The organism is Mycobacterium sp. NGS22, assembly GCF_059813095.1.
This window is the reverse complement of sequence record NZ_JCALDY010000008.1, coordinates 55,221-79,802: the sequence shown is the minus strand read 5'-3', so window position 1 is coordinate 79,802 and position 24,582 is coordinate 55,221. Positions and strand designations below refer to the sequence as shown.

The 24,582-nt window shown below is 66.8% G+C and carries 22 protein-coding genes, 1 tRNA gene and 1 pseudogene; 11 read left to right on the top strand and 13 right to left on the bottom strand.

Features of this window, described 5'->3' with window-relative positions:
* Nucleotides 1-164 precede the first annotated feature (164 nt).
* On the top strand, nt 165-443 hold the full coding sequence (locus AC5Y47_RS09850) for a ribbon-helix-helix domain-containing protein (protein ID WP_499943765.1): 279 nt from the start codon (nt 165-167) through the stop codon (nt 441-443).
* Here the strand turns inward: AC5Y47_RS09850 and AC5Y47_RS09845 are convergent.
* Both AC5Y47_RS09845 and AC5Y47_RS09840 read right to left on the bottom strand, forming a co-directional pair.
* A complete protein-coding gene (locus AC5Y47_RS09845) occupies nt 379-765 on the bottom strand; it encodes a RidA family protein (RefSeq protein ID WP_499943764.1) in 387 nt (128 codons plus the stop codon). The genes AC5Y47_RS09850 and AC5Y47_RS09845 overlap by 65 nt on opposite strands.
* 14 nt (nt 766-779) lie before the next feature.
* Nucleotides 780-1,607, bottom strand: a complete 828-nt coding sequence (locus AC5Y47_RS09840; RefSeq protein ID WP_499943763.1) for a phytanoyl-CoA dioxygenase family protein — start codon at nt 1,605-1,607, stop codon at nt 780-782.
* Between the two features lie 150 nt (nt 1,608-1,757).
* Between AC5Y47_RS09840 and AC5Y47_RS09835 the strand changes: the two genes are divergently transcribed.
* Nucleotides 1,758-2,375, top strand: a complete 618-nt coding sequence (locus tag AC5Y47_RS09835) for a TetR/AcrR family transcriptional regulator (protein WP_499943762.1) — start codon at nt 1,758-1,760, stop codon at nt 2,373-2,375.
* Between the two features lie 485 nt (nt 2,376-2,860).
* Here AC5Y47_RS09835 and AC5Y47_RS09830 read toward each other — a convergent pair whose 3' ends face one another.
* The gene (locus AC5Y47_RS09830) at nt 2,861-3,454 is read right to left on the bottom strand and encodes a hypothetical protein (RefSeq protein ID WP_499943761.1); all 594 of its coding nucleotides are present in this window, start codon (nt 3,452-3,454) and stop codon (nt 2,861-2,863) included.
* A gap of 98 nt (nt 3,455-3,552) precedes the next feature.
* Here AC5Y47_RS09830 and AC5Y47_RS09825 point away from each other — a divergent pair.
* From AC5Y47_RS09825 to AC5Y47_RS09815, 3 genes and pseudogenes are all read left to right on the top strand, one after another.
* Nucleotides 3,553-3,660: pseudogene (locus AC5Y47_RS09825) on the top strand (hypothetical protein); the annotation flags it as partial.
* Nucleotides 3,661-3,717: 57 nt separating this feature from the next.
* Nucleotides 3,718-4,938 (top strand): acyl-CoA dehydrogenase family protein, encoded by a 1,221-nt coding sequence (locus AC5Y47_RS09820; RefSeq protein ID WP_499943912.1) that lies wholly within the window; start codon nt 3,718-3,720, stop codon nt 4,936-4,938.
* On the top strand, nt 4,935-5,972 hold the full coding sequence (locus AC5Y47_RS09815) for a phosphotransferase family protein (protein WP_499943760.1): 1,038 nt from the start codon (nt 4,935-4,937) through the stop codon (nt 5,970-5,972). The genes AC5Y47_RS09820 and AC5Y47_RS09815 overlap by 4 nt, the downstream gene beginning before the upstream one ends.
* Before the next feature lie 103 nt (nt 5,973-6,075).
* On the opposite strand, the gene selB is transcribed toward AC5Y47_RS09815, so the two are convergent.
* The 3 genes from selB to AC5Y47_RS09800 form a co-directional block, all read right to left on the bottom strand.
* The gene (selB, locus tag AC5Y47_RS09810) at nt 6,076-7,854 is read right to left on the bottom strand and encodes a selenocysteine-specific translation elongation factor (RefSeq protein ID WP_499943759.1); all 1,779 of its coding nucleotides are present in this window, start codon (nt 7,852-7,854) and stop codon (nt 6,076-6,078) included.
* A gap of 11 nt (nt 7,855-7,865) precedes the next feature.
* Nucleotides 7,866-9,173: an L-seryl-tRNA(Sec) selenium transferase gene (gene selA / locus AC5Y47_RS09805; protein ID WP_499943758.1), complete on the bottom strand. Its 1,308-nt coding sequence runs from the start codon at nt 9,171-9,173 to the stop codon at nt 7,866-7,868.
* Nucleotides 9,174-9,205: 32 nt separating this feature from the next.
* Nucleotides 9,206-9,299 (bottom strand) — tRNA-Sec (locus tag AC5Y47_RS09800).
* Between the two features lie 129 nt (nt 9,300-9,428).
* Here AC5Y47_RS09800 and selD point away from each other — a divergent pair.
* Nucleotides 9,429-10,394: a selenide, water dikinase SelD gene (selD, locus tag AC5Y47_RS09795; protein ID WP_499943757.1), complete on the top strand. Its 966-nt coding sequence runs from the start codon at nt 9,429-9,431 to the stop codon at nt 10,392-10,394.
* Here selD and nrfD read toward each other — a convergent pair.
* The 3 genes from nrfD to fdh are packed head-to-tail and all read right to left on the bottom strand — an operon-like array spanning nt 10,391 to nt 15,698.
* Nucleotides 10,391-11,461, bottom strand: coding sequence for an NrfD/PsrC family molybdoenzyme membrane anchor subunit (nrfD, locus tag AC5Y47_RS09790; protein ID WP_499943755.1), 1,071 nt, complete (start codon nt 11,459-11,461; stop codon nt 10,391-10,393). The two genes, selD and nrfD, sit on opposite strands and share 4 nt — an antisense overlap.
* Entirely contained in the window at nt 11,458-12,423 is a 966-nt protein-coding gene (locus tag AC5Y47_RS09785) for a 4Fe-4S dicluster domain-containing protein (protein WP_499943754.1), read from the bottom strand. The genes nrfD and AC5Y47_RS09785 overlap by 4 nt, the downstream gene beginning before the upstream one ends.
* Nucleotides 12,423-15,698, bottom strand: a complete 3,276-nt coding sequence (fdh, locus tag AC5Y47_RS09780) for a formate dehydrogenase (protein WP_499943753.1) — start codon at nt 15,696-15,698, stop codon at nt 12,423-12,425. The genes AC5Y47_RS09785 and fdh overlap by 1 nt, the downstream gene beginning before the upstream one ends.
* 97 nt (nt 15,699-15,795) lie before the next feature.
* Between fdh and AC5Y47_RS09775 the strand changes: the two genes are divergently transcribed.
* From AC5Y47_RS09775 to AC5Y47_RS09765, 3 genes are read left to right on the top strand one after another with little or no spacing between them, the layout of a single operon-like run.
* Nucleotides 15,796-16,851, top strand: a complete 1,056-nt coding sequence (locus AC5Y47_RS09775; protein ID WP_499943752.1) for a DUF1214 domain-containing protein — start codon at nt 15,796-15,798, stop codon at nt 16,849-16,851.
* The gene (locus AC5Y47_RS09770; protein ID WP_499943751.1) at nt 16,848-18,083 is read left to right on the top strand and encodes a sulfotransferase family protein; all 1,236 of its coding nucleotides are present in this window, start codon (nt 16,848-16,850) and stop codon (nt 18,081-18,083) included. The genes AC5Y47_RS09775 and AC5Y47_RS09770 overlap by 4 nt, the downstream gene beginning before the upstream one ends.
* On the top strand, nt 18,080-19,549 hold the full coding sequence (locus AC5Y47_RS09765; RefSeq protein ID WP_499943750.1) for a flavin-containing monooxygenase: 1,470 nt from the start codon (nt 18,080-18,082) through the stop codon (nt 19,547-19,549). Before AC5Y47_RS09770 ends, AC5Y47_RS09765 begins: the two co-directional genes overlap by 4 nt.
* Here AC5Y47_RS09765 and AC5Y47_RS09760 read toward each other — a convergent pair.
* Nucleotides 19,536-20,111 carry a TetR/AcrR family transcriptional regulator gene (locus tag AC5Y47_RS09760; RefSeq protein WP_499943749.1) on the bottom strand — a complete coding sequence of 192 codons (576 nt, stop codon included), beginning with the start codon at nt 20,109-20,111 and terminating at the stop codon, nt 19,536-19,538. The two genes, AC5Y47_RS09765 and AC5Y47_RS09760, sit on opposite strands and share 14 nt — an antisense overlap.
* Before the next feature lie 94 nt (nt 20,112-20,205).
* On the opposite strand from AC5Y47_RS09760, the gene AC5Y47_RS09755 reads away from it, so the two are divergent.
* On the top strand, nt 20,206-20,607 hold the full coding sequence (locus AC5Y47_RS09755) for a hypothetical protein (protein ID WP_499943748.1): 402 nt from the start codon (nt 20,206-20,208) through the stop codon (nt 20,605-20,607).
* Entirely contained in the window at nt 20,604-22,082 is a 1,479-nt protein-coding gene (locus tag AC5Y47_RS09750) for an FAD-dependent oxidoreductase (protein WP_499943747.1), read from the top strand. The genes AC5Y47_RS09755 and AC5Y47_RS09750 overlap by 4 nt, the downstream gene beginning before the upstream one ends.
* Before the next feature lie 3 nt (nt 22,083-22,085).
* On the opposite strand, the gene AC5Y47_RS09745 is transcribed toward AC5Y47_RS09750, so the two are convergent.
* From AC5Y47_RS09745 to AC5Y47_RS09735, 3 genes are read right to left on the bottom strand one after another with little or no spacing between them, the layout of a single operon-like run.
* A complete protein-coding gene (locus AC5Y47_RS09745) occupies nt 22,086-23,288 on the bottom strand; it encodes an NAD(P)/FAD-dependent oxidoreductase (RefSeq protein WP_499943746.1) in 1,203 nt (400 codons plus the stop codon).
* A gap of 3 nt (nt 23,289-23,291) precedes the next feature.
* Entirely contained in the window at nt 23,292-23,480 is a 189-nt protein-coding gene (locus tag AC5Y47_RS09740) for a ferredoxin (protein ID WP_499943745.1), read from the bottom strand.
* Nucleotides 23,477-24,421: a metal-dependent hydrolase gene (locus tag AC5Y47_RS09735; RefSeq protein WP_499943744.1), complete on the bottom strand. Its 945-nt coding sequence runs from the start codon at nt 24,419-24,421 to the stop codon at nt 23,477-23,479. The genes AC5Y47_RS09740 and AC5Y47_RS09735 overlap by 4 nt, the downstream gene beginning before the upstream one ends.
* Nucleotides 24,422-24,582: the final 161 nt, after the last annotated feature.

The following is a 24,582-nucleotide window of genomic DNA, read 5'->3' as shown; positions in this document are numbered from 1 at the left end:
CCCTCAGGCTTGGCGGCGCTTCAAGCTTGGCCGCGCCCTCGGGCTTGGCCGCGAGCGTGACGCCACTGCGAAATTTTGAACGGAAAATCGCAGCCACGTCACGTTCGCGGCCACGCCCCTCAATGACAGCATGCTGTCATTGGGGGTGACGCTATGTTGTCACAATGCGCACGACCGTAACTCTGGACGACGACACGGTCGTCGTGGTGCAGCAACTGATGCGGGAGCGTGGCGTGTCGTTCAAGCAGGCGCTCAATGACGCAATACGCGCCGGTGCCCGAGGCCGTCCCGCACCGCCGCCCTTCCAGACCCGCGTCGCCGATCTGGGGACTGGTGCGCCGCCCCCTCCGCTACCGCGGCGCAATGGAACTCGGCCCGCTACCGCGTTATCCGCGCAGTCAACTGAATCTCCACCAGCGCGCCGGGAACGGCGAGTTCGGTGACGCCGACCGCCGTCCACGCCGGATAGGGTGCGACTATGAACTCGTCCTTGACCGTCGTGAAAGTCGTTATGTGCGTCTGCAATCCGACATGGTAAGAGTTGATCTCCGTCACGTCGGCGAATGTCAGACCGGCCTCGTCGAGAAGTCCGCGCAGGTTCTCGAAGGCCTGAGTGAACTGTGCCGCCGGGTCTTCCGGAACGCTGAGATCCGGTCGCAGCCCGATCATTCCCGAGCACCGCAGGTGCTCGCCGTCGATCAGCGCGGGCGCGAAATGATGGGTGTCGTAGAGCGGCTTCATCCACTCCGGAATGATTTGCTTCATGGCTTGGTCCTCACTCAGCGCAGTTGGGCAAAGTAGTTGGGGTGGTAGGGATCTCCCGCGACCAGCGACGGGTCGTTGAGGGAACTCGGATCGGCCGCGAAATTGGCCCGCTTCTCCGGCAGCGGCCGGTAGAACAACTTGTCGCCGAAGAACCTGAGCACCAGGGTGTGACGGACCGGGCAGGCCGGCGACACCGGAGCGCCGCCGTGCAGACTTCCGGAGTGGAACACCAGCGCATCGCCCGGTTCGATGTCCCACGAGATGACGTCCCAGGACGTCGGGTCCTGCTTGCGCTCGGTCTCGATGTCAGGCAGCCGGGGGAAGTGCTCCGCACCCCAGACCGGCGCGGTGGGATCTGTCGGATCGAGGTAGGACGTACCGTCGTATTCGACGCCGCGGTGCGAGCCGCGCACGAACTCCAGTGAGTTCTCCTTCGGGATCCGCTCGAAGCTGATCCAGATGTTGAGCAGGTGGGGGCCGTTGGCCGGCATGTAGGCGGTGTCCTGATGCCAGGGTGAGCGGCCGGCCTTGCCGCCGGACTTGATGAACAGTTCCTCGCCGAGGAACCAGACGTTCTGCGAATCCCACAGGGACGCAACGAATTCTTCGAGTTCGAGTTCCTTGATGAGCGCCAGGTACTGCTCGATGTTGGCGGGGTTGCCGTACTCGTTGAAGTGTTCGTCGTCGGTTCCCTCGTAGACCTTGCTGGCCTGTCCCGGGTGCGCGATGCCGTAATCGAAGCACTCCCGTACCCGCTGCAGTTGTTCGGGCGGAAACAGACCGCGGACGACGATGGCGCCGTCGGTGGCCAGGTCGTGCTTCATTTGCTGGGTGACTAGCATGGCATGCTCCTAGTTTCTCAAACTCGATTCGTAATCGACTTTAAGGTTTGCGATGAGCGGTTGTCAATGCACGAGTCGAGTCTTTGTCGAACACGGTTACCGCACAACATGATTGAGCCGAGCCATCGGCGGCTGATACGATCTCGACTCGTGTTCGATGATTCCGCCCGCCCGGCCGTGGTGCAGCGCCGCGGGATCGAACGCGTGCAGGCGATCCTCGATGCGGCCGAGTTTCTGCTCGGCGAGCACGGCTACGAAGCCGCGACGCTGAAGGCGATCGGCGAGCGTGCCGGCATCCCGACCGCCTCGCTGTACCACTACTTTTCGGACCGGCATCAGGTCGACGCCGCGCTGGTGCAACGTCATCTGCGCGAACTCGATGCGCAGATCTCCGCCTCGGTGGGCAATTCGAAGGTGCGCACCCTGGGCGACGCCGTCGACGCCGTCGTCGATCCCTACCTCGCCTACTTCCGCGAGCACCCCGACTTCCTGCAACTGTGGTTCGCCGGTCGGACCCCGACGCTGAGCGAACTGGCGCTGCAATTCGACGAGTTCCAGGCCAAGCAGTTCTGGAGCTATCTGATCGACCGGAAGTTGGTTCGCGCCGACACACCTCAGCTTGTCGTGCAGTTGGCCTTCGAGGCCGGCAACCGACTGTTCGACGTCGCCTTTCGGGGGTCTCCCGCCGGTGACGAAGCGGTGCTGGCTGAGGTGCGTCGTTTGTTGACCGCCTATCTCCAGACGTATGCGGCACGCCGGTCGAGATAGTCGGGCGTGAAGCCTGGGCGTTGGGTGTGAAGCCTGGGCGTTGGGCGTGAAGCCTGGGCGTTGGACGTGAAGCCTGGGTGCGGATCTGGCCGAAATCCCGCCCTGAGCTCACTCTCAACGCCGTAGTTTCACAATGAACGCCAACGGTTCACACGCAAGCATGAAACGGCACCAGCGAATGCTCGCCGTCGGAAGTAGCCCGCGGTCCGAGATAGTCGGGCGTGAAGCCTGGGCGTTGGGTGTGAAGCCTGGGCGTCGGGCGTGAAGCCTGGGTGTGGATCTGGCCGAAATCCCGCCCTGAGCTCACTCTCAACGCCGTAGTTTCACAATGAACGCCAACGGTTCACAAGCAAGCATGAAATGGCACCAGCGAATGCTCGCCGTCGGAAGTAGCCCGCGGTCCGACTCACGCTGGTATCGCACCCCATGCCTTGGTGCGAAGGCAGCAGCCAACTCTCGGAATGGCTCGCGAGTGGCGGCGGAGTTCAGTTATCGCTGGCAAGTCGCGCAATGTGATGGCCATCAGCGATGCATAGGTCGCGATAGTAAGCACTGTCTTTTGGTCCGGTGATATTACCCACGCTCGTCGTATCCCGTTCGATGCACTCGGCCGCATCATGCATCATCGGCTCAGCAGCAAGGTTTTTGACATATCGGACTTCGTCGCGATGAAGGAGCATGTCCACCAGATTGTAAAAAGTTTCTGCCGCATATCGCGCGCTCGAGCGCGACTCAGTCGAGTCCTCCCATGCGCGAATAGAGTAAATCGTTGAAGTGAGCGCATCATTCACGACAGAGTTATAAAAACCGTAGGACTCGTCGTCCTCGTCTACGAGGCGTGCCATGAGAGGCGGAAGCAACGCGGTCAGAGTGGATACATCCCGTGTGTCGCGCACAGACCAGCATGTATCGAGTGCACCGAGCAGAACTTCGCGATCCTCACTTTGCACGCCGTGTAGGACGTCTTCGGCTAACGTCCACGCCCGCTGTGCGCTCGAGAGCGCAAACAACCCCCGATGAACTGGCGATGCTGTTGACAGAAAACGTGCAATAGAAGTCCCGGGAAACGGCTGCGTCATGACAAATTGGCTCCCGATCCATCCGGTAACAGAGTGCCGCCCGAATCAAGGATAGTCTCCGGTGCGAGGCTCACCCTCACCGAAAAGACCATCCGTGACTGAAGCTCGACGAACTGGTGACGACCAGGTACTCCCTCGCGCAGGTCAACCAGGTCAACCAGGATCTGCGCGACGGCAAGAACATTCGCGGCGTCATCATCCATTAGGGGCGCACGGTGTAGGAAGGGAAGAACACACCGTCTCCCTAGATGGCCGAGGTCCTCATGTCCCTGTTCGACATCTCCGATCGCGCCCGGCAATACCAGTCCGATCTGCTCGAGTTCATGGATTCGCATGTCTACCCGGCCGAGGCCGTTTACGACCAGCAGATGCGGGACGCCGGTGATCCGCACTTCCACCCGCCCATCCTGGAGGATCTGAAGGCCGAGGCGCGAAAGCGCGGTCTGTGGAACCTGTTTCACCCGCACCCCGAGTGGGGCCCGGGACTGACCAATCTCGAGTACGCGCCGCTGGCCGAGATCATGGGGCGTAGCCATTTGGCATCCGAGGCGTGCAACTGCAGCGCCCCGGACACCGGCAACATGGAGGTGCTGACGTTGTTCGGCACCGGAGAGCACCAGGAGCGCTACCTCAAGCCGCTGTTGGACGGCACGATCCGGTCGGCCTTCGCGATGACTGAGCCGGCGGTTGCGAGCTCAGATGCGGCCAATGTCGAGATGTCGATGGTCCGAGACGGTGACGACTATCTTCTGAACGGTCGAAAGTGGTTCGCCTCCAACGGCATGCACCGCAACTGCAAGGTGCTGATCGTGATGGGTAAGACCGATCCGGATGCCGCCCCGCACCGCCAGCAGTCGATGATGGTGGTGCCGATCGACGCGCCCGGGCTCACTGTTCGGCGCAATCTCTCGGTCTTCGGCTACCAGGACCGCGAGGGACATGCCGAGATCGACTTCGTCGACGTGCGAGTGCCCGTCAAAGATGTCCTCAAGGGTGAGGGTGAGGGGTTTGCGATCAGCCAGGCCCGGCTGGGACCCGGACGCATCCATCACTGCATGCGCGCCATCGGGATGGCCGAACGCGCGCTGGAGCTGTTGTGCAGGAGGGCCCAATCCCGCGTCACCTTCGGGAAGCCGATCAGCGACAATGCCAACATCCGGGACTGGATCGCCGAGGCCCGCATCGACATCGAGATGATCCGATTGCTCACCCTGAAGGCCGCCTACCTGATGGACACCGTGGGAAACAAAGAGGCCCGCACCGAGATCGCCGCGATCAAAGTAGCCGCGCCCAACATCGCATTGAAGATCGTCGACCGCGCCATCCAGGTGCACGGCGGCGGCGGTGTCACCGACGACTTTCCGCTGGCGATGGCGTGGGCGCATCTGCGCACGCTGCGGCTGGCCGACGGGCCCGACGAGGTGCACAAGCGCGCCATCGCCAGCCAGGAATTGCGCAAGTACCGCGCAGAGGCACCGTCATGACCTCCGAAGCAAGAACCGCCGGACTCGACCCCGACGCCGTCGCCCGCTGGCTCACCACGCTGGGCATCGAGTTCGAGATGCCTCTGCAGTTCCAGCGGATCGGCCTGGGTCAGTCGAATCTGACGTATCGCGTCGAGGACGCCGCCGGGCGCGCCTGGGTGCTGCGCCGCCCGCCGCTGGGTCACTTGTTGGCGTCAGCGCACGACGTCCTGCGGGAAGCGCGCATCATCGCAGCCCTGGCCGACACCGATGTGCCGGTACCTCGAATCCTTGCCACCACAACCGATCCCGAGTTCTGCGACGCACCGCTGGTGTTGATGGAGTTCGTCGACGGGTTGGTCGTCGACACGATGAAGGTCGCCGAGGCGCTGACCCCGCAGCAGCGTCATCAGATCGCGGTGGACCTGCCGCGCACGCTGACCAGGATTCACGCCGTCGACCTCGCCGAGGTGGGATTGGCGGACCTGGCCAGCCATAAGCCGTATGCGCAACGCCAGATCAAACGCTGGACGGGCCAATGGGAGTTGTCCAAGACGCGGGATCTGCCGGAACTCGACGACCTCACCCGTCGACTCACTGCCGCCGCACCCGAACAACGCGAAATCAGCCTGGTCCACGGCGATTTTCACCTGCGCAACCTCATCACTTCGCCGGAGACCGGGGAGATCGTGGCGACCCTGGACTGGGAATTGTCCACCCTGGGAGATCCGTTGGCCGACATGGGTTCACTGCTCACCTACTGGGCGGAGCCGGGTGAAGCGTTGCAGGGCGACTACGCGCCGTCGACGCTGCCGGGTTTTCCCGACCGCGCGGAGATGACCCGGCTGTATCTCGAAGCGACGGGGCGTGATTCGAGTGCGTTGCAGTACTGGCACGCACTGGGGCTGTGGAAACTGGCGATCATCGCCGAAGGTGTGATGCGCCGCGCGCTGGACCATCCCCTGAACAAGGCGTCGGCTGGCACTCCCGATACCAGCTGGATCGACGCACGGGTACGCAGGGCACGCGAAATCGCCGACGCGGCAGGCATTTAACTCTGCCGCCGACCAACCAGGTGCCAGGTGCGCATGACATCCTTGTCTTTGACGTCGACGGCGCCGCGCTCTTCGAACGGTTTGGCTAAGCCGCGTATCGCCGCTAGCGCACGACTTCGCGGTGGCCGGCGTCGACTCGGCGGGTCCAGCCGCGGGCGTCGAGATGTTCCAGTAGTGGTATCGCGACACGTCTGGTGGTGTTAAGTGCTTGTCGCGCTTGGCTTGTGGTGAAGGGTTGATCGAGCTGGGCGAGTTGGCGCATCGCCAGCGCGGGCGCGTTGGGCAGCAGCACGATGCCGTCACGCAACCGCAGCACCCTTCCGGCGCGCTCGGCGGCTGCCAATTCACGGATGCCGAGTGTCAGTGCTTGCAGTTCGTGAGCTTCCGGGGCCCGGAACGGTTCGGCCTGCAGCCGGGTTTCCAATTCGGTGATCGCGGTTTCTGCAGCGCCGAGGTCGGTGCGAGCGCCTGTCGCTCTGAAGTGGCCGGCGTGCTGTTCGAGACCCGCGTCCCGGGCGACGGCATCGATGAGGGCCTCGTCCGGCAACGCCAGCAGATCGGCCGCGGCACCCCGAGAGATGCCGTCGGCCAGTGGATCTCGTGCGGCCAGATCCTGAATCGCCGCTCGCAACCGCTGCTGCCAAGCGTCATATGTCGGGGTGTGTATCCACCAATCATCGATTACGTGAACCTGTTCCGGGACCGCGCCAGGCGACAGCCCGAGCCGCCGCAGGTGGCTGGCCCGCACCGCTCCCCGACGCGCCACCTCGTGGCCGACGTCGCCGGCAGCGTCCAACCCGTTCAGCGCCGCGGCGCGCCGGGCGCTGTCGCCGCGCCGCCGGAGCGCGGGCGGCTCGGCGTCGAGCACCTGAGCTCCACCCAGCACCCGGGCGCTGCCCGGATCACGCAACACCAGGCGGTCACCCAACACCAACGGCAACCGACGGTCCAGGGTGAGGCGGGCGTTCTCGCCGTCGAACGGCCGCAGCCGCGCGGGCACGGCCGCGGTGCCCACATGGACGACGAGCTGCGCGGGCGCGTCGGTGAACGGCCCGCCGGTGGTGCGCCGAACGTCGAGCGTCCGGGTGCTCGGCCAGGCGCCGGGAGTGACCAGCACGTCACCGCGGCGGACGGAGTCGCGAGCGACGCCGCGCAGGTTCAGCGCCGCCCGGGTCACCGGACCCAGCCTCGGATGCGGTTCGCCGCAGCTCTGCAGTCCGCGGATCGTCACGCCCCGGCCGCGTGAGCTGCCGAGGAGTTCGAGTCGGTCACCGACGGCCAGCGAGCCCGCCGACAGGGTTCCGGTCACCACCGTGCCGGCACCGGTGATGGTGAACGACCGGTCGACCCACAGCCGCAGCCGGGCGCTGGTCTGCGGAGCCGGAAGGTGTGCCAGGACATCGTCCAGGGCAGCACGCAGGTCGCTCAAACCGGTGCCGGCTGTCGCCGAGACGACGACTGACGGCGCGTTGCGCAGACCGGTGTCGGCCAGCTCCGCGCGGGCCTGCGCCAGAGCTTCGGCGCCTTGGTCCGGTGCCCGGTCGGCACGGGTGACGACGATGAGTCCGTGTCGAATATCCAGTGCCGCAACGGCATCGCGGTGGTCACTGGACTGCGCCTGCCATCCTTCGTCGGCGGCCACGACGAAGCAGACCACTGGGGCCGGTCCGAGTCCGGCCAGTGTGTTGCCGAGGAACCGGTGGTGACCGGGCACGTCGACGAACGCGACTCGTCGACCCGAGGGCAGGCTGGTCCAGGCGAACCCGAGGTCGATCGTCAGGCCGCGGCGGCGTTCCTCCTCCCACCGGTCGGGCTCCATGCCGGTGAGCGCGTGGATAAGGGTGCTCTTGCCGTGGTCGACGTGGCCGGCGGTGGCCACCACGTGCGTCGTGTTCAGCGTTGTGCACCCAACGCCGTACGTACCGCGGCAAGCAGCCTGTCGTCGTCGGCTTCGGGGATGCAGCGCAGGTCCAGCAGGCAGGCCCCGTCATGCACCCGCGGCAGCACCGCCGGGTCACCAGCGCGCAACGCGGCGCCCGTCGACTCCGGTAGGCGCACTGCCCATCCCGGCAGCGGCACCCCGGGTGCTCCCCCGCCCCCGACGCGTCCGTCGTGCGCGACGACGGTCGCTCCCACTGCGGCGGCGAGCGTTTCGGTGCGGCTCCGCAACCGTTCACGGTCGGCGTGCAGCGCCTGCGTCACCGGGGATTGGTCGGCGCGGACGGTGGCTTCCAGGGCGGCCAACGTGAGCTTGTCGGCGCGGACCGCGCGCGCCAGCGGATGCCGTGCGAGGCGGCCGAGAATCTCAGCGCGCCCCAGGATGATGCCGGCCTGCGGGCCGCCGAGCAGTTTGTCGCCGCTGGCGGTGACGACGTCGGCGCCCTCGGACAGTGCGGTGGCGGCGTCGGGCTCGTCGGGTAGCAGCGGGTCGGGTTGCAGCAGGCCGCTGCCGAGATCGGCGATCAGCGGAATCTGGTTGGCGTCGGCCAACTTTCGCAACTCCGTGAGCGACGTGGCGGCGGTGAACCCGTCCACCCGGAAGTTGCTCTGATGCACTTTGAGCACGCAGCCGGTGTCGGGCCCGATGGCGGTCTGGTAGTCGTGCAGATGCGTGCGGTTGGTGGTGCCGACTTCACGCAGCCGGGCGCCGGTGGAGGCGATCAGGTCGGGCAGCCGGAAGCCGGCGCCGATCTCGATCAGCTCGCCGCGGCTGACGACCACCTCGCGACCGGTGGCCAGCGCGGTGGTGACCAGTACCAGCGCGGCGGCGCCGTTGTTGACGACGAGCGCGTCCTCGGCGGCGGGGCAGGCGTCGCGCAGCGCTTGGCGGACGCCGACGCCGCGCTTGGACCGGGTGCCGGTGCCCAGGTCGAGTTCGACGTCGACGTAGCCGCTGGCCGCGACCAGCGCCTCGACCGCGCCTTCCGACAGAGGTGCGCGTCCGAGGTTGGTGTGGACGACGACGCCGGTGGCGTTGAGCACCGGGCGCAGCGAGGTGGTCCGGTGTCTTTCCAGCGCTGCCGCGAGGGCGTCCTGCACCTGATCGGGCGGCAGGTCACCGCGGCGGGCCCGGTCCTGCAACTCGCGCACAATCGCGCGAACAACGTTGTCGCCGAGCCGATTTCGCGCCTCCCGCACGGCGGATAGGGCAAGCAACTGATCCGTGCGGGGAATCGCCCGGCGCGGGTCCGTTTGCGTCACTGCTCGTCCCTGCTTCCGTGGTGGGGCCGTACGCGGAGGCGGACGGGAATCGAACCCGCCAGACCGAGATACTCGATCTCACCGGTTTTGAAGACCGGGGGGACCACCAGGAACCCAAACGCCTCCACCGGTGAATTTAGTCGGACAATCGGGCCGTCCACCCGGGGACCTCGCGCCCGGTGTGCGGCCAGCCGCACGTTCGGCGCCCGGGCGGACCAACCCGGCAGCCACCCGCCCCCCGCGTACGCTCGCCCCATGACGCGGCTCACCGGGTACGCCCACGGCGGCGGCTGTGCCTGCAAGATCCCGCCCGGCGAGCTCGAAGAAGCGGTGCGCGGTCTGGTCGGCCAGCACGGCGACAACGTGCTGGTCGGTCTCGACGACGGCGACGACGCCGCCGCGGTGCTGGTCGGCGACCTCGCGGTGCTGTCCACCGCGGACTTCTTCACCCCGGTCGTCGACGACGCCTACGACTGGGGCCGGATCGCCGCCGCGAACGCGTTGTCGGACATCTACGCCATGGGCGGCCGCCCGGTGGTCGCCATCAACCTGGTCGGCTGGCCGCGCGACAAACTCCCGCTCGAGCTGATGACCGAAGTGCTGCGCGGCGGGCTGGCCGTGGCATCCGAAGCCGGCTGCCCGGTGATCGGCGGGCACTCGATCGACGACCCGGAACCGAAGTACGGCATGGCCGTCACCGGCGTCGCCGACCCGACCAAGCTGCTGCGCAACGACGCGGCCGAACCAGGTCTGCCGCTCACCCTCACCAAACCGCTGGGCACCGGCCTGCTCAACAACCGGCACAAACAGACCGGCGAGGTCTGCGCCGAAGCCGTCGCAACAATGACTCAGCTCAACCGGGACGCCGCCGCAGCCGCCGCCGCGGCGGGTGCAAAGGCGGCCACCGACGTCACCGGATTCGGGCTGCTCGGTCACCTGCACAAGATGTGCCGGGCCTCGAACGTGGGTGCGGTCGTCGACCGCGCGGCTGTGCCGGTGCTCGAGGCCGCCCGCGCGGCACTGCGGGACGGGTTCGTCTCCGGCGGCACCCGACGCAACCTGGACTGGGTGCGGCCACACCTACGTCACGACGTGCCCGAGGACGACCTGCTGCTGCTGGCCGATGCGCAGACCTCCGGTGGGCTGCTGGTGGTCGGCGAAGTGCCCGGCTATGCGGTGATCGGGCACACCGTCACGGAACCGGGGATCCAGATCCGCTAACCGGCCGTCGTGATCGAGTCGTCGGTGATACCCGCCGCGCGCCGCGCCGCCAGCCGCCGCTTCTGCGGCTCGATGGTGTAGCGCGGATCGCGCGCCGACGCCTTGCCCGCCTCGAAGAAGCCGAACCGCATGAAAGCCGACGCTGTCATGAGGGCAAGGCCAGACAACACGGCGACGCCGCGGTGCCGTCCACCGAGCAAAGCGGCCAAACCGCCTGCGATAGCGAGCCTTTCGCTCCACGGCAGCATCCACCCGGGCGTGCCGTGGTGCAGCGGTTCAGTGGTCACCGGGTCCATCCGGTGCTCGGTGACCCGGGCGGAGACCAGATCGCCGATCGCACCGATGACGGCGAGCCGCCGCGCCGGGCCGGCCTCGGCGACCGGCGTGGTGATCATCGCCAATCCGGACGCGGCCATGCTCGCCGAACTGACGAACACGAACGGCAGATCCTTGTAAGCCGCGTTCCAGGTCGGGGTCGCGGTGTCGGACAGCAGCACCGCGGTGTAAGCCGCCAAGGGCGCGGCAAACACCGCGGCCTCCAGACCGGCCGGCCCCTCCACCGCCCGCAGCACCGGACGCAACACACCCAGCGGCAACCGCGACCCCGTCAGCCGATCCAGTTCCGACACCGAGGCAACGCCGATACCGGCGCTGAAGGCGCTGAGAATCCACGACCCGACGCTCATCGGGGACGTCAGCTTGATGGTCCGCAACATGTTGACGAACCGCTCCGGCCGGCCCAGGTCGTACACCAGAGCACCCGCGCTCAGCACCACCGCCGCCAGAGCGGACAGCCGGGTATTGCGCCGCAGCAACGGCCGCCCGGTGAGCTGCGCACCCGCGGCCAGCAAGCCCGAACCTCCGGCCAGACCGCCCAGGAACAGGTAGGCCGCCACCTCGTGGCCCCACGGCGCCGGCTTGACCACCGGGCGTCCGTAGTAACTGCTGAACTCCGCCTCCGGCACCATCAGCGACTCGTCGCGGCGGCGCCGGTTACCCCGACGGCGACGCTTCGGGCCGCGGGCGGGTTCGGGCGGACGCAGACTGTCGAACTCCGACGTCGTCACCGGCGCCCCCCGAGGAATGCCCAAGCCGCCGCGGCGACCATGCCCGCTCCGGCGAGGCCAGCGCGCTTGAACATGGTCACCAGGTCCGTCGTGCACACCCGCGGATCGGGCGGCAGCCCGTAGACCTCCGGCTCGTCCAGCAACAGGAAGACCGACCCTATGCCGCCCACCCCGTCGTGCTCGTTGGCGCCGTACAGGCGGGCTTCGGTGAGTCCCTGCGCGTGCAGTTTGGCGACGCGTTCGCGGGCCTGGGCGACGAGATCGTCGTGATCGCCGTACTTGATCGAGGTCGTCGGGCAGGCTTGCGCGCACGCCGGTGTCTGGTCCTCGAGCAATCGGTCGTAACACAGGGTGCACTTCTGGGCGACACCGGTGACGAACTCGTGCCCCGGCTGCTCGGAGCGTTTGACCGGTGTGGCGTAGGTGCCGTCGCTGCGGCGTTCGACCACGCCGAACGGACACCCGGCCACACACGTGCCGCACCCGTTGCAGACGTCGTGCTGCACGACGACGGTGCCGAACTCGGTGCGGAACAGCGCACCCGTCGGGCAGACGTCCAGGCACCCGGCGTGCGTGCAGTGCTTGCACACGTCGGACGCCATCAACCAGCGAAACTCCGGAGTGTCCGGCGGGCTGGTGTCCGGACGTCCCGCGACCCCGGGCATCCCCAAATCGACCAGCGCACGCCCGGATTCGCGGGCCTGTTCGATGCGCTCGCGCCCCTGCTCGACGAACGCGACGTGCCGCCAGGTGCTGGCACCCAGCTGGCCGGTGTTGTCGTAGGACGACCCGAGTATCTGCAGGTCGCCGTCGAGCGGATTGCGGTTCCACTCTTTGCAGGCCACCTCACATGCTTTGCAGCCGATGCAGATCGAAGTGTCGGTGAAGAAACCCTTGCGTGGCTGAGGTTGCGGCCATCTCGCGTCCGCGGTGGGATCGGTCGGCCCGGCCAGCTGGCCCATCAGCCCTCCCTCTCGGCGTCGGTGACGCGCCTATTGTCCGTCTCGACGGTTACCCCCGCGCGCGACTGGTATTCCTCGATGAGCCGCAGCAATGCCTCACCCTGGGGTCGGCGACCGGGCCGGATGTCACAGGACCCCGCCTTCGATTCCTGGATCTGCACGTTCGGGTCCAGCGTGACACCCAGCAGATCGTTGGCCGCGTCCCCGCTGACGACGGCGTCACCCCCGACGCCCCAGTGATAGGGCAGGCCGATCTGGTGGATGGTCTGCCCGCCGATCACCAGCGGTGACATTCGTTCTGTCACAAGCACTTTGGCCTCAATCGCCGCGCGCGGCGAGATGATGGTGGCCCACCCGTACGGTTCGAGACCGCGTTCGGCGGCCAGTTCCGGTGAGACCTCGCAGAACATCTCCGGTTGCAACTCGGACAGGTACGGCAGCCAGCGGCTCATGCCGCCGGCGGTGTGGTGTTCGGTGAGCCGGTAGGTGGTGAAGACGAACGGGTAGACGTCGACGCCGGGCTCCCCCGCGCTGGGCGCCCACAGATTGTCCTTGCGCGGGAACATGATCCGTGACGGATTCTGCTGTTGCGGGTAGAGCAGGTTGGCGACGGGGGACTCCTGCGGTTCGTAGTGGGTGGGCAGCGGTCCGTCCACCAGGCCCTTGGGCGCGAACAGCCAGGCCTTCCCGTCGGCCTGCATGATGAACGGATCGTCGCCGGCCAACGCATCCGGCCCGCCGACGTCCGGGTCGGGCCGAGCGTGCGGTGGGCGGTCTTCGGGAAAGTCGGGAACGTCGTCGCCGACCCAGCGACCCCGTTGCTCGTCCCACCAGATGTAACGCTTGCGCTCACTCCACGGCCTGCCGTCGGGGTCGGCCGAGGCACGGTTGTAGAGGATGCGCCGGTCGGCGGGCCACGCCCAACCCCACTCGGACTGGCTCGGGCTCGGTCCGCCCAGCGGCGCGCGGCGCGCGGCCATATTCACGCCCTCGGCGTACACCCCGGCGTAGATCCAGCACCCACACGACGTCGTGCCGTCGGCCCGCAATTCGGGATAGCCGGACACAGGTCGGCCGGCGTCGGGGCCGGCGAGGTGGCAGCCGTTGATCTCGGCGAGCACCGCCTCCGAGTCCGGCTCGCCGTGCTCGTCGACGGGATAGTCCCAAGTCAGATCGAGCAATGGCCGGTCGCGTGGGTCGGTCGAACCGGCGAGGCGCCGGCGGATCCGGTGACCCAACTCGACGAAGAACTGCAGCTCGCTCTGGCAGTCCCCGGGCGGGTTGACGGCCTGATGCCGCCACTGCACCATGCGTTGGGTCTGGGTGAACGAGCCGGCCTTCTCGACGTGCGTCGCCGCCGGGAAGAAGAACACCTCGGTCTCGATGTCCTCGGTGTTCAGCTCGCCCGACGCGATCTCCGGGCCGTCCTTCCAGAACGTGGCCGACTCGATGAGGTTGAGGTCGCGCACCACCAACCATTTCAGGTGCGACATACCCATCCGCTGCATCCGGCCGTGCGCGGATCCGACGGCCGGGTTCTGGCCCAGCAGGAAGTACCCGTCGACTTCGTCGTCGAGCATCGCCATCACGGTCTGATAGGTACCGTGCGGACCCGACAGCCGCGGCAGGTAGTCGTAGGCCCAGTCGTTGTCCTCGCGGGCGGCCTCCCCCCACCACGCCTTGAGCAGGCTGACCAGGTACCTGTCGGCGTCGGCCCAGAAACCCTTCTGCTGTTTGGGTCCGACCGCCTCGACGTAGTCGCGGAAGGTGTCGTGACTGCCGGCTTTGGGCATCGGCAGATAGCCGGGCAGGAGGTTGAACAGTGTCGGGATGTCGGTGGAGCCCTGGATGGTGGCGTGGCCGCGCAGCGCCATGATGCCGCCGCCCGGACGGCCGATGTTGCCCAGCAGCAGCTGCAGAATCGTTGCGGCGCGGATGAATTGAGCACCCAGCGTGTGCTGGGTCCAGCCCACGGCATAGGCGAAACAGGTGGTCCGTTCGCGTCCCGAATTCTCGGTCACCGCGCGCGCCAGGTAGGTGAAATCCTCGATGCTGATGCCGCAGACGTCGCGCACCATCTCCGGTGTGTAGCGGGCGTAATGCCGCTTGAGGATCTGGAACACGGTGCGCGGATGCTGCAGCGTCTCGTCGCGTTGCACGTGGGCATGCCGCAGCGGGGGGCCGCCGCTGCCATGATCATCCCCTGCGGCGCGCGCCGAAGCACTCGCGCCGTGTTCGTCGTCTGATTCGTGTTCGGCATAGGCCCACGTCGAGGGGTCGTAGTGGCCCGTTTCGGGATCGAACCCGGAGAACAGCCCGTTCAAATCCTCTGTGTCGCGGTACTTCTCGTTGATCAGCGTGGCGGCGTTGGTGTAGGCGATGACGTAGTCGGCGAACCACAGGTCGTGGGTGATCACGTAGTTGATCAACGCACCGAGCAGCACCACGTCCGACCCGGCCCGGATCCCGATGTGCTTGTCGGACACCGCCGACGTACGGGTGAAGCGCGGGTCGACGTGAATGACCTTGGCGCCGCGGGCTTTAGCTTCCTCCACCCACTGGAAGCCGACGGGGTGACACTCGGCCATGTTGGAGCCCTGGATGACGATGCAGTCCGCGTTGGCCATGTCTTGCAGTGATTGAGTGGCGCCGCCGCGCCCGAAGGAGGTTCCCAGACCGGGAACCGTGGAGCTGTGTCAAATACGCGCTTGGTTCTCGATCTGTATGGCGCCCGCGGCGGTGAAGAGTTTCTTGATGACGTAGTTCTCTTCGTTGTCCAGCGTGGCCCCGCCCAACGCCGCGATTTTCATGGTGCGCCGCAGGGGGTGGCCCTTCTTGTCGATGTCCTGCCAGGCGTGGCGGCGCGCTTCGATGAACCGGTCGGCCACCATGTCGATAGCGGTGTCCACGTCCAGTGACTGCCACTCGGTGGCCCGGGGCGGCCGATACAACATCTTGGTCTGCCGCCCCGGCGAGTTCACCAATTGTTCGCTGGCCGAACCCTTCGGGCAGAGCCGGCCGCGGGAAACCGGCGAATCCGGGTCGCCTTCGATCTGGACGACTCGCTCGTCCTTGACGTAGACCCGTTGCCCGCAACCGACCGCGCAGTACGGGCACACGCTCTGCACCACCCGGTCGGCCGTGGCGGTGCGCGGGGTGAGCGCCCGGGTCTGCTTGGAGGTCACCGCCGGACCGCGGCCCAACACGTCACCGGACCGCAACTGCCGCACCACGGGCCATTCCAGGAACAGGCGGGACAGGTTTTTGGGAGCCATAGTCGAAGACTAGTGCGTCCGCGTCGACGACAGCCACGCCGAACGCGGGCTCTTCGCGCGTTGACAGGCCAGTGCCGCTGAGCGAAACTCGCTTCCGATGGTCACGGGCGGCTCGGGCGACGGCTGGCGGGATCTGATTTCCGGGCTGTCGGCTGCCAGTGAAGCGATGTCGGCTGCCGAAGACGATGCCGACGCTCAACTCGCGTTGTTGCGGGCGCTGAACAATCTGCTCGGACGGGTCGAAATCGACCGTGATGTCCCCGAACTCGTGCCGTTCAACGGTTGGCGCGAGAAGTTCTTCATGGACAATCCGGATTACCGCTACTGGATCACCGACATCCGCGACGACGGCGAGTACCGGATCACCGGCAACATCGGCGACTCGGTGTATCAGTCGGTCACGGTCTACGCCGGGACGAATATCGCGACGACGAGCGCCGTGGCGCGCATCGACAGCGGCGACCTGGTACCCGACGCCGCCGGTGAGTTCTCGATCGCGTTGTCCCCCAACAGCTCCGATGATGGTGTGGCTTTGCGGTTGCCGGAAGGTTCGACCTCGGTGTGGGTGCGTTACGTCCACGACGAGACTCGTCCGGCCCGTCCGGGGTGGTGTCGCATCGAGGCGCTGAACGGTGCGGCCGTGGCACCGGTCGACCGGCGACGCGTGGACCGCGAGCTGTCTCGGGTCGGCACGTTCGTGGGTCAGCTGCCCACGCTGCTCGGGTTCGCTGTGGCCGACGACCTCAAGGCGCCCAACACCGTACGTCACTGGACGTCGATGGTCGGCGGGGCGGCGTTCACCGAGCCCGGGATCCACTATCTACGCGGAGCCTGGCAGCTGGGACCCGACGAAGCGCTTGTCGTGGAGGGGCCATCGGTGACATGCCGGCATTGGAACATCGTGCTGTACAACCGTTTCCTGAACTCGCTGGACTATCGCCATCGGGTCGTTTCACGTACCGGGGCGACCAGCACGCTCACCGACGGACGCTTTCGCTTCGTACTCGCCGGCCGGGATCCGCACGTCGCCGGATACGACTGGCTCGACACCGAAGGACGTGCCTTCGGCCTGTTCGTCATGCGGTTCCTGCAGCCGGCAACCGAACCGGAGCTGCCCACCGTGCGCCGCGTCCCACTCGGTGAGCTCGGATGAGCTGGCGCGCCCCGGCACGAAGCCCGGAGGCAGCCGCCATCTATGCGGCCGCCGAACGGGAACGCGCAGAGCATCCCGAGCGATACCTCCTCGATCCGCAAGCCGTGATCGAGAAGGCCTCGCGCCGCTGCGACGAATCGCTGTTCGCCGACGGCTGGCGCAACGGACTGGACGCGTTCTTGAAGTCAGCGCACCAGGATGCGCGGCTCAACGCGATCGGGATACGAATGGCGCGTCAACTGGCCGTCGGCAGACTGACCGCCGGTGCCACCATCGCTCAGTACCGTGCCGATCACCCCGAAGTCGCTGCCGCACAGCTCGTCCCGCCGATCGTCATCATCGGTGGCTGGCGGACGGGAACGACGTTTCTGTTCCGGCTGCTGGGTAGCGACCCACGTTTGCGCGCTCCGCTGCCCGCAGAACTCGTCGCCCCATGGCTGTTCGCCGGCCCACAACCGCCCCCGGACCCGTTCATCACCGCGCCGGCAACCCTGATGCTGCACACACTCAATCCCGATATGGCGTTCGTTCATCCGTCGGGACCCACGCTGCCCGAGGAATGCGTGTTGGGGATGGGGACCGACCTGCGCAACTGGGGTTTCACGTCGATGCTGCGGTTGCCGCAGTACGCAAAGTGGTTGTCCGAGCAGGACTTCGGCGCCAGCTACGCCCGCTATCGGGAAGTCTTGCAGCTGCTGGCGACGCACGACGACCGCCGCTTCGTCCTCAAAGCACCGGCCCACACCGCGGAACTGCGGCATCTGGTCGCCACCTTTCCCGGCGCCGTCGTCGTACAGATCGAACGCGACATCGTGGAGACGCTGACGTCGGGATCCAGCTTGTTCGCCGTGTACCGGTCCACCTACAGCGACGACGTCGATGCAGTCGAGGTCGGCCGACAACAGGTCGAGCAGAGCGAACTGTGGTTGCGTCGGGCGAGCGAGTTCCGCGCGTCGCCCGCAGCGAACGACGTGACCTTCGTCGACCTCGACTACCGCCGATTCACCGCGAATCCTGCTGCCGCACTGGATGTCATCTATCGTGCCGCGGGCATGGAGCCGCCGGGCGCACTCGAGCAATTCGTCGCCGACTACCATTCGTCGCACACCGCCGACAGGGGACGGCACCGCTACACGCCAGCGGAGTTCGGGATCGATGAGGACGAGCTGCGGGAACGGTTCGCCTTTCTGTCCCGAACGGGTGCCCCTAGACCCTCGAGGGAGAAGCGATGACGGACCGGTGCACGACATCTGCGCCCAGAGTCGTGATCATCGGCGCGGGGCTGGCGGGGATCACCGCGCTGCACGTCTTCACCCAACGCGGATTCGACGACGTCACCGTGCTGGAGAAGGGCACCGACGTCGGCGGAGTCTGGCACTGGAACCGTTACCCCGGCCTGACCTGCGACGTACCCTCGCAGATCTACCAATTCGGGTTCGCGCCCAAGCCCGATTGGTCCCATATCTGGGCCGACGGGGACGCCATCCAGCGCTACCACCGCGACGTGGTCGACCGACTCGGGCTCGCCGAGCGGATCCGGCTGAACACCGAAGTCGTTGCCGCGCAATGGGATGAGGACCGTGCCGGCTGGACGTTGTGCACCGACGCCGGCGAGGAGATCGCTGCCGACGTGGTCGTCTGCGCGACGGGCGTGCTGCACCATCCCGCCATCCCCGACATACCCGGACTCGATGAGTTCATTGGCCCGGTCGTGCACACCGCACGGTGGGACGACACCGTCGACACGGTCGGGAAGCAGATCGCGGTGATCGGGACCGGATCCACCGGCGTGCAGATCGTGTCCGCCCTGCAACCGAAGGCGCGCTCCGTCACTCACTACGTCCGCTCTGCGCAATGGATCCTGTGGGCCCCGATGTCGTTGCGGCAGAGCAGCTTTCTCGGGGCCGCGCTACAGCGCTTCCCTACCGCCCACGACTGGATGTATCAGAGGTTGCTGTGGGTTTCGGGCATTCTGGCCGACGTCACCACCCGCCCGTCCTGGCGGCGGCGCGCGGTACAGGGTTATGCCCGCCTGTGTCTGCGTATACAGGTGCGTGACCAAGCACTGCGGGCAAAGCTCACTCCCGACTATCAGCCGCTGTGCAAACGGCAAGTGGTCTCGGGAACCTATTACCGCGCAATCCAATCCGACAACGCCGAGCTGGTGACCGAGCGGATCGCCGAGGTCACCCCGGCCGGTGTCCGCACGGCCGACGGCCGGACCCGGCCTGCCGACGTCATCGTGCTGGCCACCGGATTCCTGGCGCACAACTACATGCGCCCCATGGAGATCACCGGACGCGACGGCCTGACCATCGACAAGGCCTGGGCCGCCGGACCGAGGGCGTACCGGATGACGGCGATCCCGGGATTCCCCAATCTTTTCACCGTCCTGGGCCCCAACTCCCCCACCGGATCCATCTCGCTGCAGTATTCGGCGGAACGGACGGCCAACTACATCGCCCGGTTCTTGGAGATGCTTCGCGACGGCGAGGCCACGTCGATCGAAGTGACCGAGGAAGCCACCGACGAATTCAATGCCGACGTGGCCGAGGCGATGGGACCGACGGTGTGGAACACCGGCTGCAACTCGTGGTATCTGACCGAGAACAACAGCGTCGACCTGTGGCCGTACGACCGCGCGACGCTGACGAGCATGCTCGCCGAACCGGAGTCCGGCCACTTCACGGTCCGCTAGGGCCGGCCCCGGTCAGGTAGTGCGCGAGCACCGGCCGCAACCACTCGGTCAGAGTCGCGTCGTCCATGTCGGCCAGTGCCGGAATCCGCAACACGTAGCGTGCGGTCGCCAAGCCCAGTATCTGCGATCCGACCAGCGCGGCGCGCTCGGCGGCGCGATCGGGAACGGCTGCGGCCAGGGCCGGGGCCACCCGCTCGACGAACACCTCGAGCAACGCGTCCGCGGCAACGGGGTTGGTGGCCGCGGCGCGCAGCAGGGGCAGAAACGGTCCCTCCGAACCCCACACCGAGACGAACATCGGCAGCAGCACGTCGGCGAGGCGCTCGGGCGCGACACCGGACAGATCCGGGAACGTGATGTCGAATCGCGAAGCGGCGGCGAACAATTCGGCCTTGCTTCCGAAGTAGTGCATGACCAGCGCGGGGTCGACACCGGCCGCGGACGCCACCGAACGGATGGTCGTGCGTTCGAAACCGTGGTCACCGAACTGGGACCGCGCGGTGGCCAGGATCGTCGCCCGGGTGGTCTGCCCGTCTCGGGTATCGCGCGTCCTGGAAGCCATGCCAGCAGTGTATTCAACAACTGTTGACATGGCCATCCGCGGGGTCTACGTTGAGATTCAACAGTTGTTGAACTCGCGGCAGGAGGTAGCGGACATGGCCGTCACAGCAATCCAGATCGGGCTCGATCCCGACGTGATCGACTACTCCTCGCCCGACTTCGCCCAGTTCCCGGGCCTGAACAGGGAGGGGCTGCGCGCCGCCAACGACGACAACGTCGCCGCGTTGCGCGCCGCCGGTTACCACGTCGACAACTGCCTGATCGGCTTCGGCGAGCCCGGTGCCGCCAAAGCCCGCCGGTGGCTGGAAGCCGGCCACTACGACGCGGTACTCATCGGAGCCGGCGTACGACTGGTCGCAGCCAACACGTTGCTGTTCGAAGCCATCATCAACGCCGCGCACATCAGCCAACCCGGCTGTCGATTCGTCTTCAATCGCGCGGCCCAGTCCACCCCGGACGACATCCGGCGCTGGTACCCCGAGGCGGTGGCGAAATGACCGCTCATGACGTTGACGTGCTGGTCGTGGGCGCCGGACCCACCGGACTCACCGCCGCCGGTGACCTGGCCTGGGCGGGCCGGTCGGTGATCGTGCTCGACCGCTGGCCGACGGTGAACCCGTCCAGCCGCGCGTTCGCCACCATGGCCCGCACTCTCGAGGTGCTGGACGCCCGCGGCCTGGCCGAGGATCTGCTGGCTCAGGCGCATCGGGCGCCGGGTGTGACGATTTTCGGCGGTGCGCGCATCGACCTGACCCATCTCGACTCGGCCTACCGTTTCGTGATGGTGACGCCGCAGGTCAATGTCGACCAGGCACTACATGACTACGCCGCCGCCCACGGTGCCGACATCCGCCGCGGCGTCGAAGTCACCGAACTCCAGCAAGACGCCGACGGTGTCACCGTCACGACCAAAGACGGAACCCGTTGGCGCGCACGCTATGTCATCGGTGCTGACGGTGCGCACAGCACGGTTCGCACGCTACTGGGCGCGGACTTTCCCGGAAAGACGATCTTGTCGTCGGTGGTGCTGGCCGACATCAAGGTGGCACGCCGACCGGCCGGCGACAGCCTGCGAGTCGGCAGCACCCGGAACACCTTCGCGTTCCTGGCGCCCTACCGCCGCACCGACGCCGCCGGCACCTGGTACCGCACGATGGTCTGGGACCGCAACAACCAGCTACCCGACAGCGAACCGGTACGAGACGCCGAAATCACCGGCATCCTGGCCCAATCGATCGGCGCCGACCTCGACGTGCTCGACATCGAGTGGAAGTCCCGTTTCCATTCTGAGGAAAGGCAAGTCACGCGCTATCGGCACGGCCGCGTCTTCCTGGCAGGCGACGCCGCGCACGTCCACTCCCCGATGGGAGGGCAGGGCATGAACACCGGCATCCAGGACGCGGCGAACCTGGCATGGAAGATCGACGCGGTACTCGACGGCGCCGCCGATGCCGTACTGGACACCTATCACGACGAGCGTCACCCGATCGGCAAGCGAGTCCTGCTGCAATCCGGCCTGCTGGCCCGGGCCGTCACCCTCCATCCGCGGCCGGCACGCGCGCTGCGAAACATGTTGGCGCCCTTGTTGCTACGTCGGCCCCGGGTACGGGACGCGGTAGCCGGCAGTTTCGCCGGGACGGCGCTGCGGTATCCGCGCCGGCGCGGCGAGAGCCCGCTGGTGGGCACCCGGGCCACCCAGATTCCGCTGATGACCGGACGGCGACTGACCGAATTGCAGCGTCTGCTACCGGGTTTCGTGCTCGTCCGCGAACGCGGAGCACACCCCGTCGATGCGTTCGACCTGGTCCAGGCCGAACGGACGGACGACGGCCCGGCGGTGCTGGTGCGTCCCGACGGCTACATCGCCTGGGCGGGAGACTCGACCGATCGACCGGCGTGGTCCGCGGTGCTGCGGCGCTGGACCGAAGCGGCTCTGGTCACCGCCGCCGGTAACCATCTGGCGGGCAACTGATTTCTAATCCGGCCGGCTGGGCGGGAACGGCGCGCGGTCGGCGATCGCGTCGCGGTAAGCCCCCACTCGCCCTGTCACGGTTGCCAAAACCGCAATCGTCTGGCCGTTGCGTCCATAGGCGGCAACGAATTCCCACCCGTCCGGATCGCCTTCGACAACCTCGACTGCGTCGTAATCCGTTGGCACACCCAGCATCTGGACCTTGACGGCATACTGATCGGACCAGAAGTACGGAATCTCGTCATATTCACGTCCGTGTCCGGGCCCCGCGAGCAGCGTTTGAGCCGCCACCACGCCTTGCTGGCCGGCATGGTCCCAGTGTTCGACACGCAGCTGGCGCTCATAGAGCGGATGCCACCACGACGCCACGTCACCAACGGCGACGACGCCCTCACCGCCTTCGGCTGCGCCTGTTGCGTCGCAGACGACGCCGTCGTCGACGCGCAGTCCCGAGCCGTCCAGCCAATCGGTGGCCGGAGTCACCCCCAGCCCGATGATGACAAGGTCGGCCGGCAGCTCCGACCCGTCGGTCAGTCGCACCGACTGGACCTGCCCGTTGCCGATGAACTCGTCGACGCCGACGCCGACGCGCAGGTCGACGCCATGCTGACGGTGCAGGTCGGCCCAACGGGGAGCCAACTCCTTTCCCAGCGCGCCGAGTAAGGGATTATCACCCTGCTCGACGAGGACCACGTCCAACCCGATCGAGCGGCAGGTTGCCGCGACCTCGGCACCGATGAATCCCCCACCGACGATCACTACCCGGGGTCGCGAGGCAAGGCGTTCGCGGATGGCCAGGCAGTCCTCGACCGTGCGGAGCACCAAGACGCCGTCGGGAACCGGTCCCGCCGGCCATTCGCGGGGGACTGCGCCGCTGGCGATCACCAGACCGTCGAACGGCAGCGCGAGTTCGTCGTCACCGTCTCGGACCCGCACGGTCCTCGAGGACATGTCGACGCTCAGCGCCGATGCTCCGCGCAGTACGCGTGCCTCCATATCGAATTGCGGAGCCAGATCGATGCCGGCCCGGTGCACCTGCCCACTGAGGAACTTCTTCGACAACGGCGGACGATGGTACGGCGCGTGCCGTTCGGACCCCACGACGGTGAGTTCGCCGTCGTAGCCCTCCAACCGCAACGTCTCGGCGGCCCGCGTCCCGGCGACCCCGGCGCCGACGACGACCACCCGTTTCAGATCGGTCGGCATCACTTAGTCCCGCACCGTGATCGCCTGCGTCGGACAGGACACTTCAGCGCCCTTCAACTGCTGGCGCAGCGCTGCCTCGGGCTCGTCCTGAAGTACGTGCAGCCCGTCTTCCCGTACGTCGAACACCTCGTGGCAGATGCTCATGCAGACGCCGTTCCCATCGCATGTGTCGAGATCCACCGAGACTCTCATCGCACCGCGACCCTCTCCGCTCCCCCATCGAAACTGTCGAAACGTGCTGCGCCACGCGCGCGTTCGCGGGCCGCCTTGGCCACCGGCGAATAGTTCAGGTAATCGATCGCCATCTGGCTGTCGGCTTCGGCGCCGGGGTGATGGCTGGGCCGCATGTACCGGGCGGGTGAGGTCACCAGCAGTTTCCAGGGTCCGGGCAGCCGGTACTGACGCGCCGCCCGCATCCAGTCGCGCCACCGCCATTTGTCGTCGATGGTCGGGTCGCTGTTCATCAGGTATCTGGCGCCGGCGATCCACCAGCCGATGAACAGCGGGGCGGTCATCAGCATGGAGAAAGCCCGGATGGCGTAGTTCCCGCACACGTGCTGGTAGACGTCGAAAACCAGCGAGCGGTGCTCGACCTCTTCGGCCCCGTGCCAACGCAACAGATCCAGCATCATGGGGTCGGCTTTCGCGTAGTCCAGACCGCGGTTGGTCAGCACCCACTCGCCCAGCATCGCGGTGAAATGTTCCAGCGCGGCCACATCCGCCAGGCGTCGATACAGCCACCAGCGTTTGAGCGCCGGCGGAAAGAACTTGGGCGGATCACCGAGGCTGACCGACAACGTCTTGCCGAGCCGGTCGGTGTACGGCTTGGTGTCGATGCCCTGTTCGGCCAGATGGTCCAGCACGATCTGATGCGCCCAGGCATGCCAGGACTCCTGCTGGATGAAAGGTTTGATCGCCGCTTCCAGTTCCGGATCGTCGACCAGCGACGACGCCTCGAGGACGGCCTTGATGAAATGCCGCTCTCCCTCCGGCAGCAGCAGGTGCAACACATTGATCATGTGTGTCGAGAACGGGTCATCCGGCACCCAGTGCAGGGGCGTGTCCGACCAATCGAAGCGCACCATCCGGCGATACTTCGGGTATCCGTCGTGATGAAGTGCGACTTCAGGCATGAATACTCCTCCGCGAATTGAGCCTCCAAGGCGCTGCGGGCCGCGCCCCGTTTTAGCTCTGCGAACAACCGTTCACTCAAACATGTACCCACCTGGCGCCATGGCCTAACGCCGCAGCGAAGGACACTTCCCTGGCAATTTGCTGCGAGCGCTCGCGCAAT

Bases quoted from the DNA above. Each gene is read 5' to 3' on its own strand.
- AC5Y47_RS09745 (WP_499943746.1), bottom strand. From the start codon at position 23,288: ATGCCGACCGATCTGAAACGGGTGGTCGTCGTCGGCGCCGGGGTCGCC.
- AC5Y47_RS09740 (WP_499943745.1), bottom strand. From the start codon at position 23,480: ATGAGAGTCTCGGTGGATCTCGACACATGCGATGGGAACGGCGTCTGC.
- AC5Y47_RS09755 (WP_499943748.1), top strand. From the start codon at position 20,206: ATGGCCGTCACAGCAATCCAGATCGGGCTCGATCCCGACGTGATCGAC.
- AC5Y47_RS09775 (WP_499943752.1), top strand. From the start codon at position 15,796: ATGGTCACGGGCGGCTCGGGCGACGGCTGGCGGGATCTGATTTCCGGG.
- AC5Y47_RS09820 (WP_499943912.1), top strand. From the start codon at position 3,718: ATGTCCCTGTTCGACATCTCCGATCGCGCCCGGCAATACCAGTCCGAT.
- AC5Y47_RS09785 (WP_499943754.1), bottom strand. From the start codon at position 12,423: ATGGGCCAGCTGGCCGGGCCGACCGATCCCACCGCGGACGCGAGATGG.
- AC5Y47_RS09750 (WP_499943747.1), top strand. From the start codon at position 20,604: ATGACCGCTCATGACGTTGACGTGCTGGTCGTGGGCGCCGGACCCACC.
- AC5Y47_RS09770 (WP_499943751.1), top strand. From the start codon at position 16,848: ATGAGCTGGCGCGCCCCGGCACGAAGCCCGGAGGCAGCCGCCATCTAT.
- selD (WP_499943757.1), top strand. From the start codon at position 9,429: ATGACGCGGCTCACCGGGTACGCCCACGGCGGCGGCTGTGCCTGCAAG.
- AC5Y47_RS09735 (WP_499943744.1), bottom strand. From the start codon at position 24,421: ATGCCTGAAGTCGCACTTCATCACGACGGATACCCGAAGTATCGCCGG.
- AC5Y47_RS09840 (WP_499943763.1), bottom strand. From the start codon at position 1,607: ATGCTAGTCACCCAGCAAATGAAGCACGACCTGGCCACCGACGGCGCC.
- AC5Y47_RS09815 (WP_499943760.1), top strand. From the start codon at position 4,935: ATGACCTCCGAAGCAAGAACCGCCGGACTCGACCCCGACGCCGTCGCC.
- AC5Y47_RS09845 (WP_499943764.1), bottom strand. From the start codon at position 765: ATGAAGCAAATCATTCCGGAGTGGATGAAGCCGCTCTACGACACCCAT.
- AC5Y47_RS09850 (WP_499943765.1), top strand. From the start codon at position 165: ATGCGCACGACCGTAACTCTGGACGACGACACGGTCGTCGTGGTGCAG.
- AC5Y47_RS09765 (WP_499943750.1), top strand. From the start codon at position 18,080: ATGACGGACCGGTGCACGACATCTGCGCCCAGAGTCGTGATCATCGGC.
- AC5Y47_RS09830 (WP_499943761.1), bottom strand. From the start codon at position 3,454: ATGACGCAGCCGTTTCCCGGGACTTCTATTGCACGTTTTCTGTCAACA.
- AC5Y47_RS09760 (WP_499943749.1), bottom strand. From the start codon at position 20,111: ATGGCTTCCAGGACGCGCGATACCCGAGACGGGCAGACCACCCGGGCG.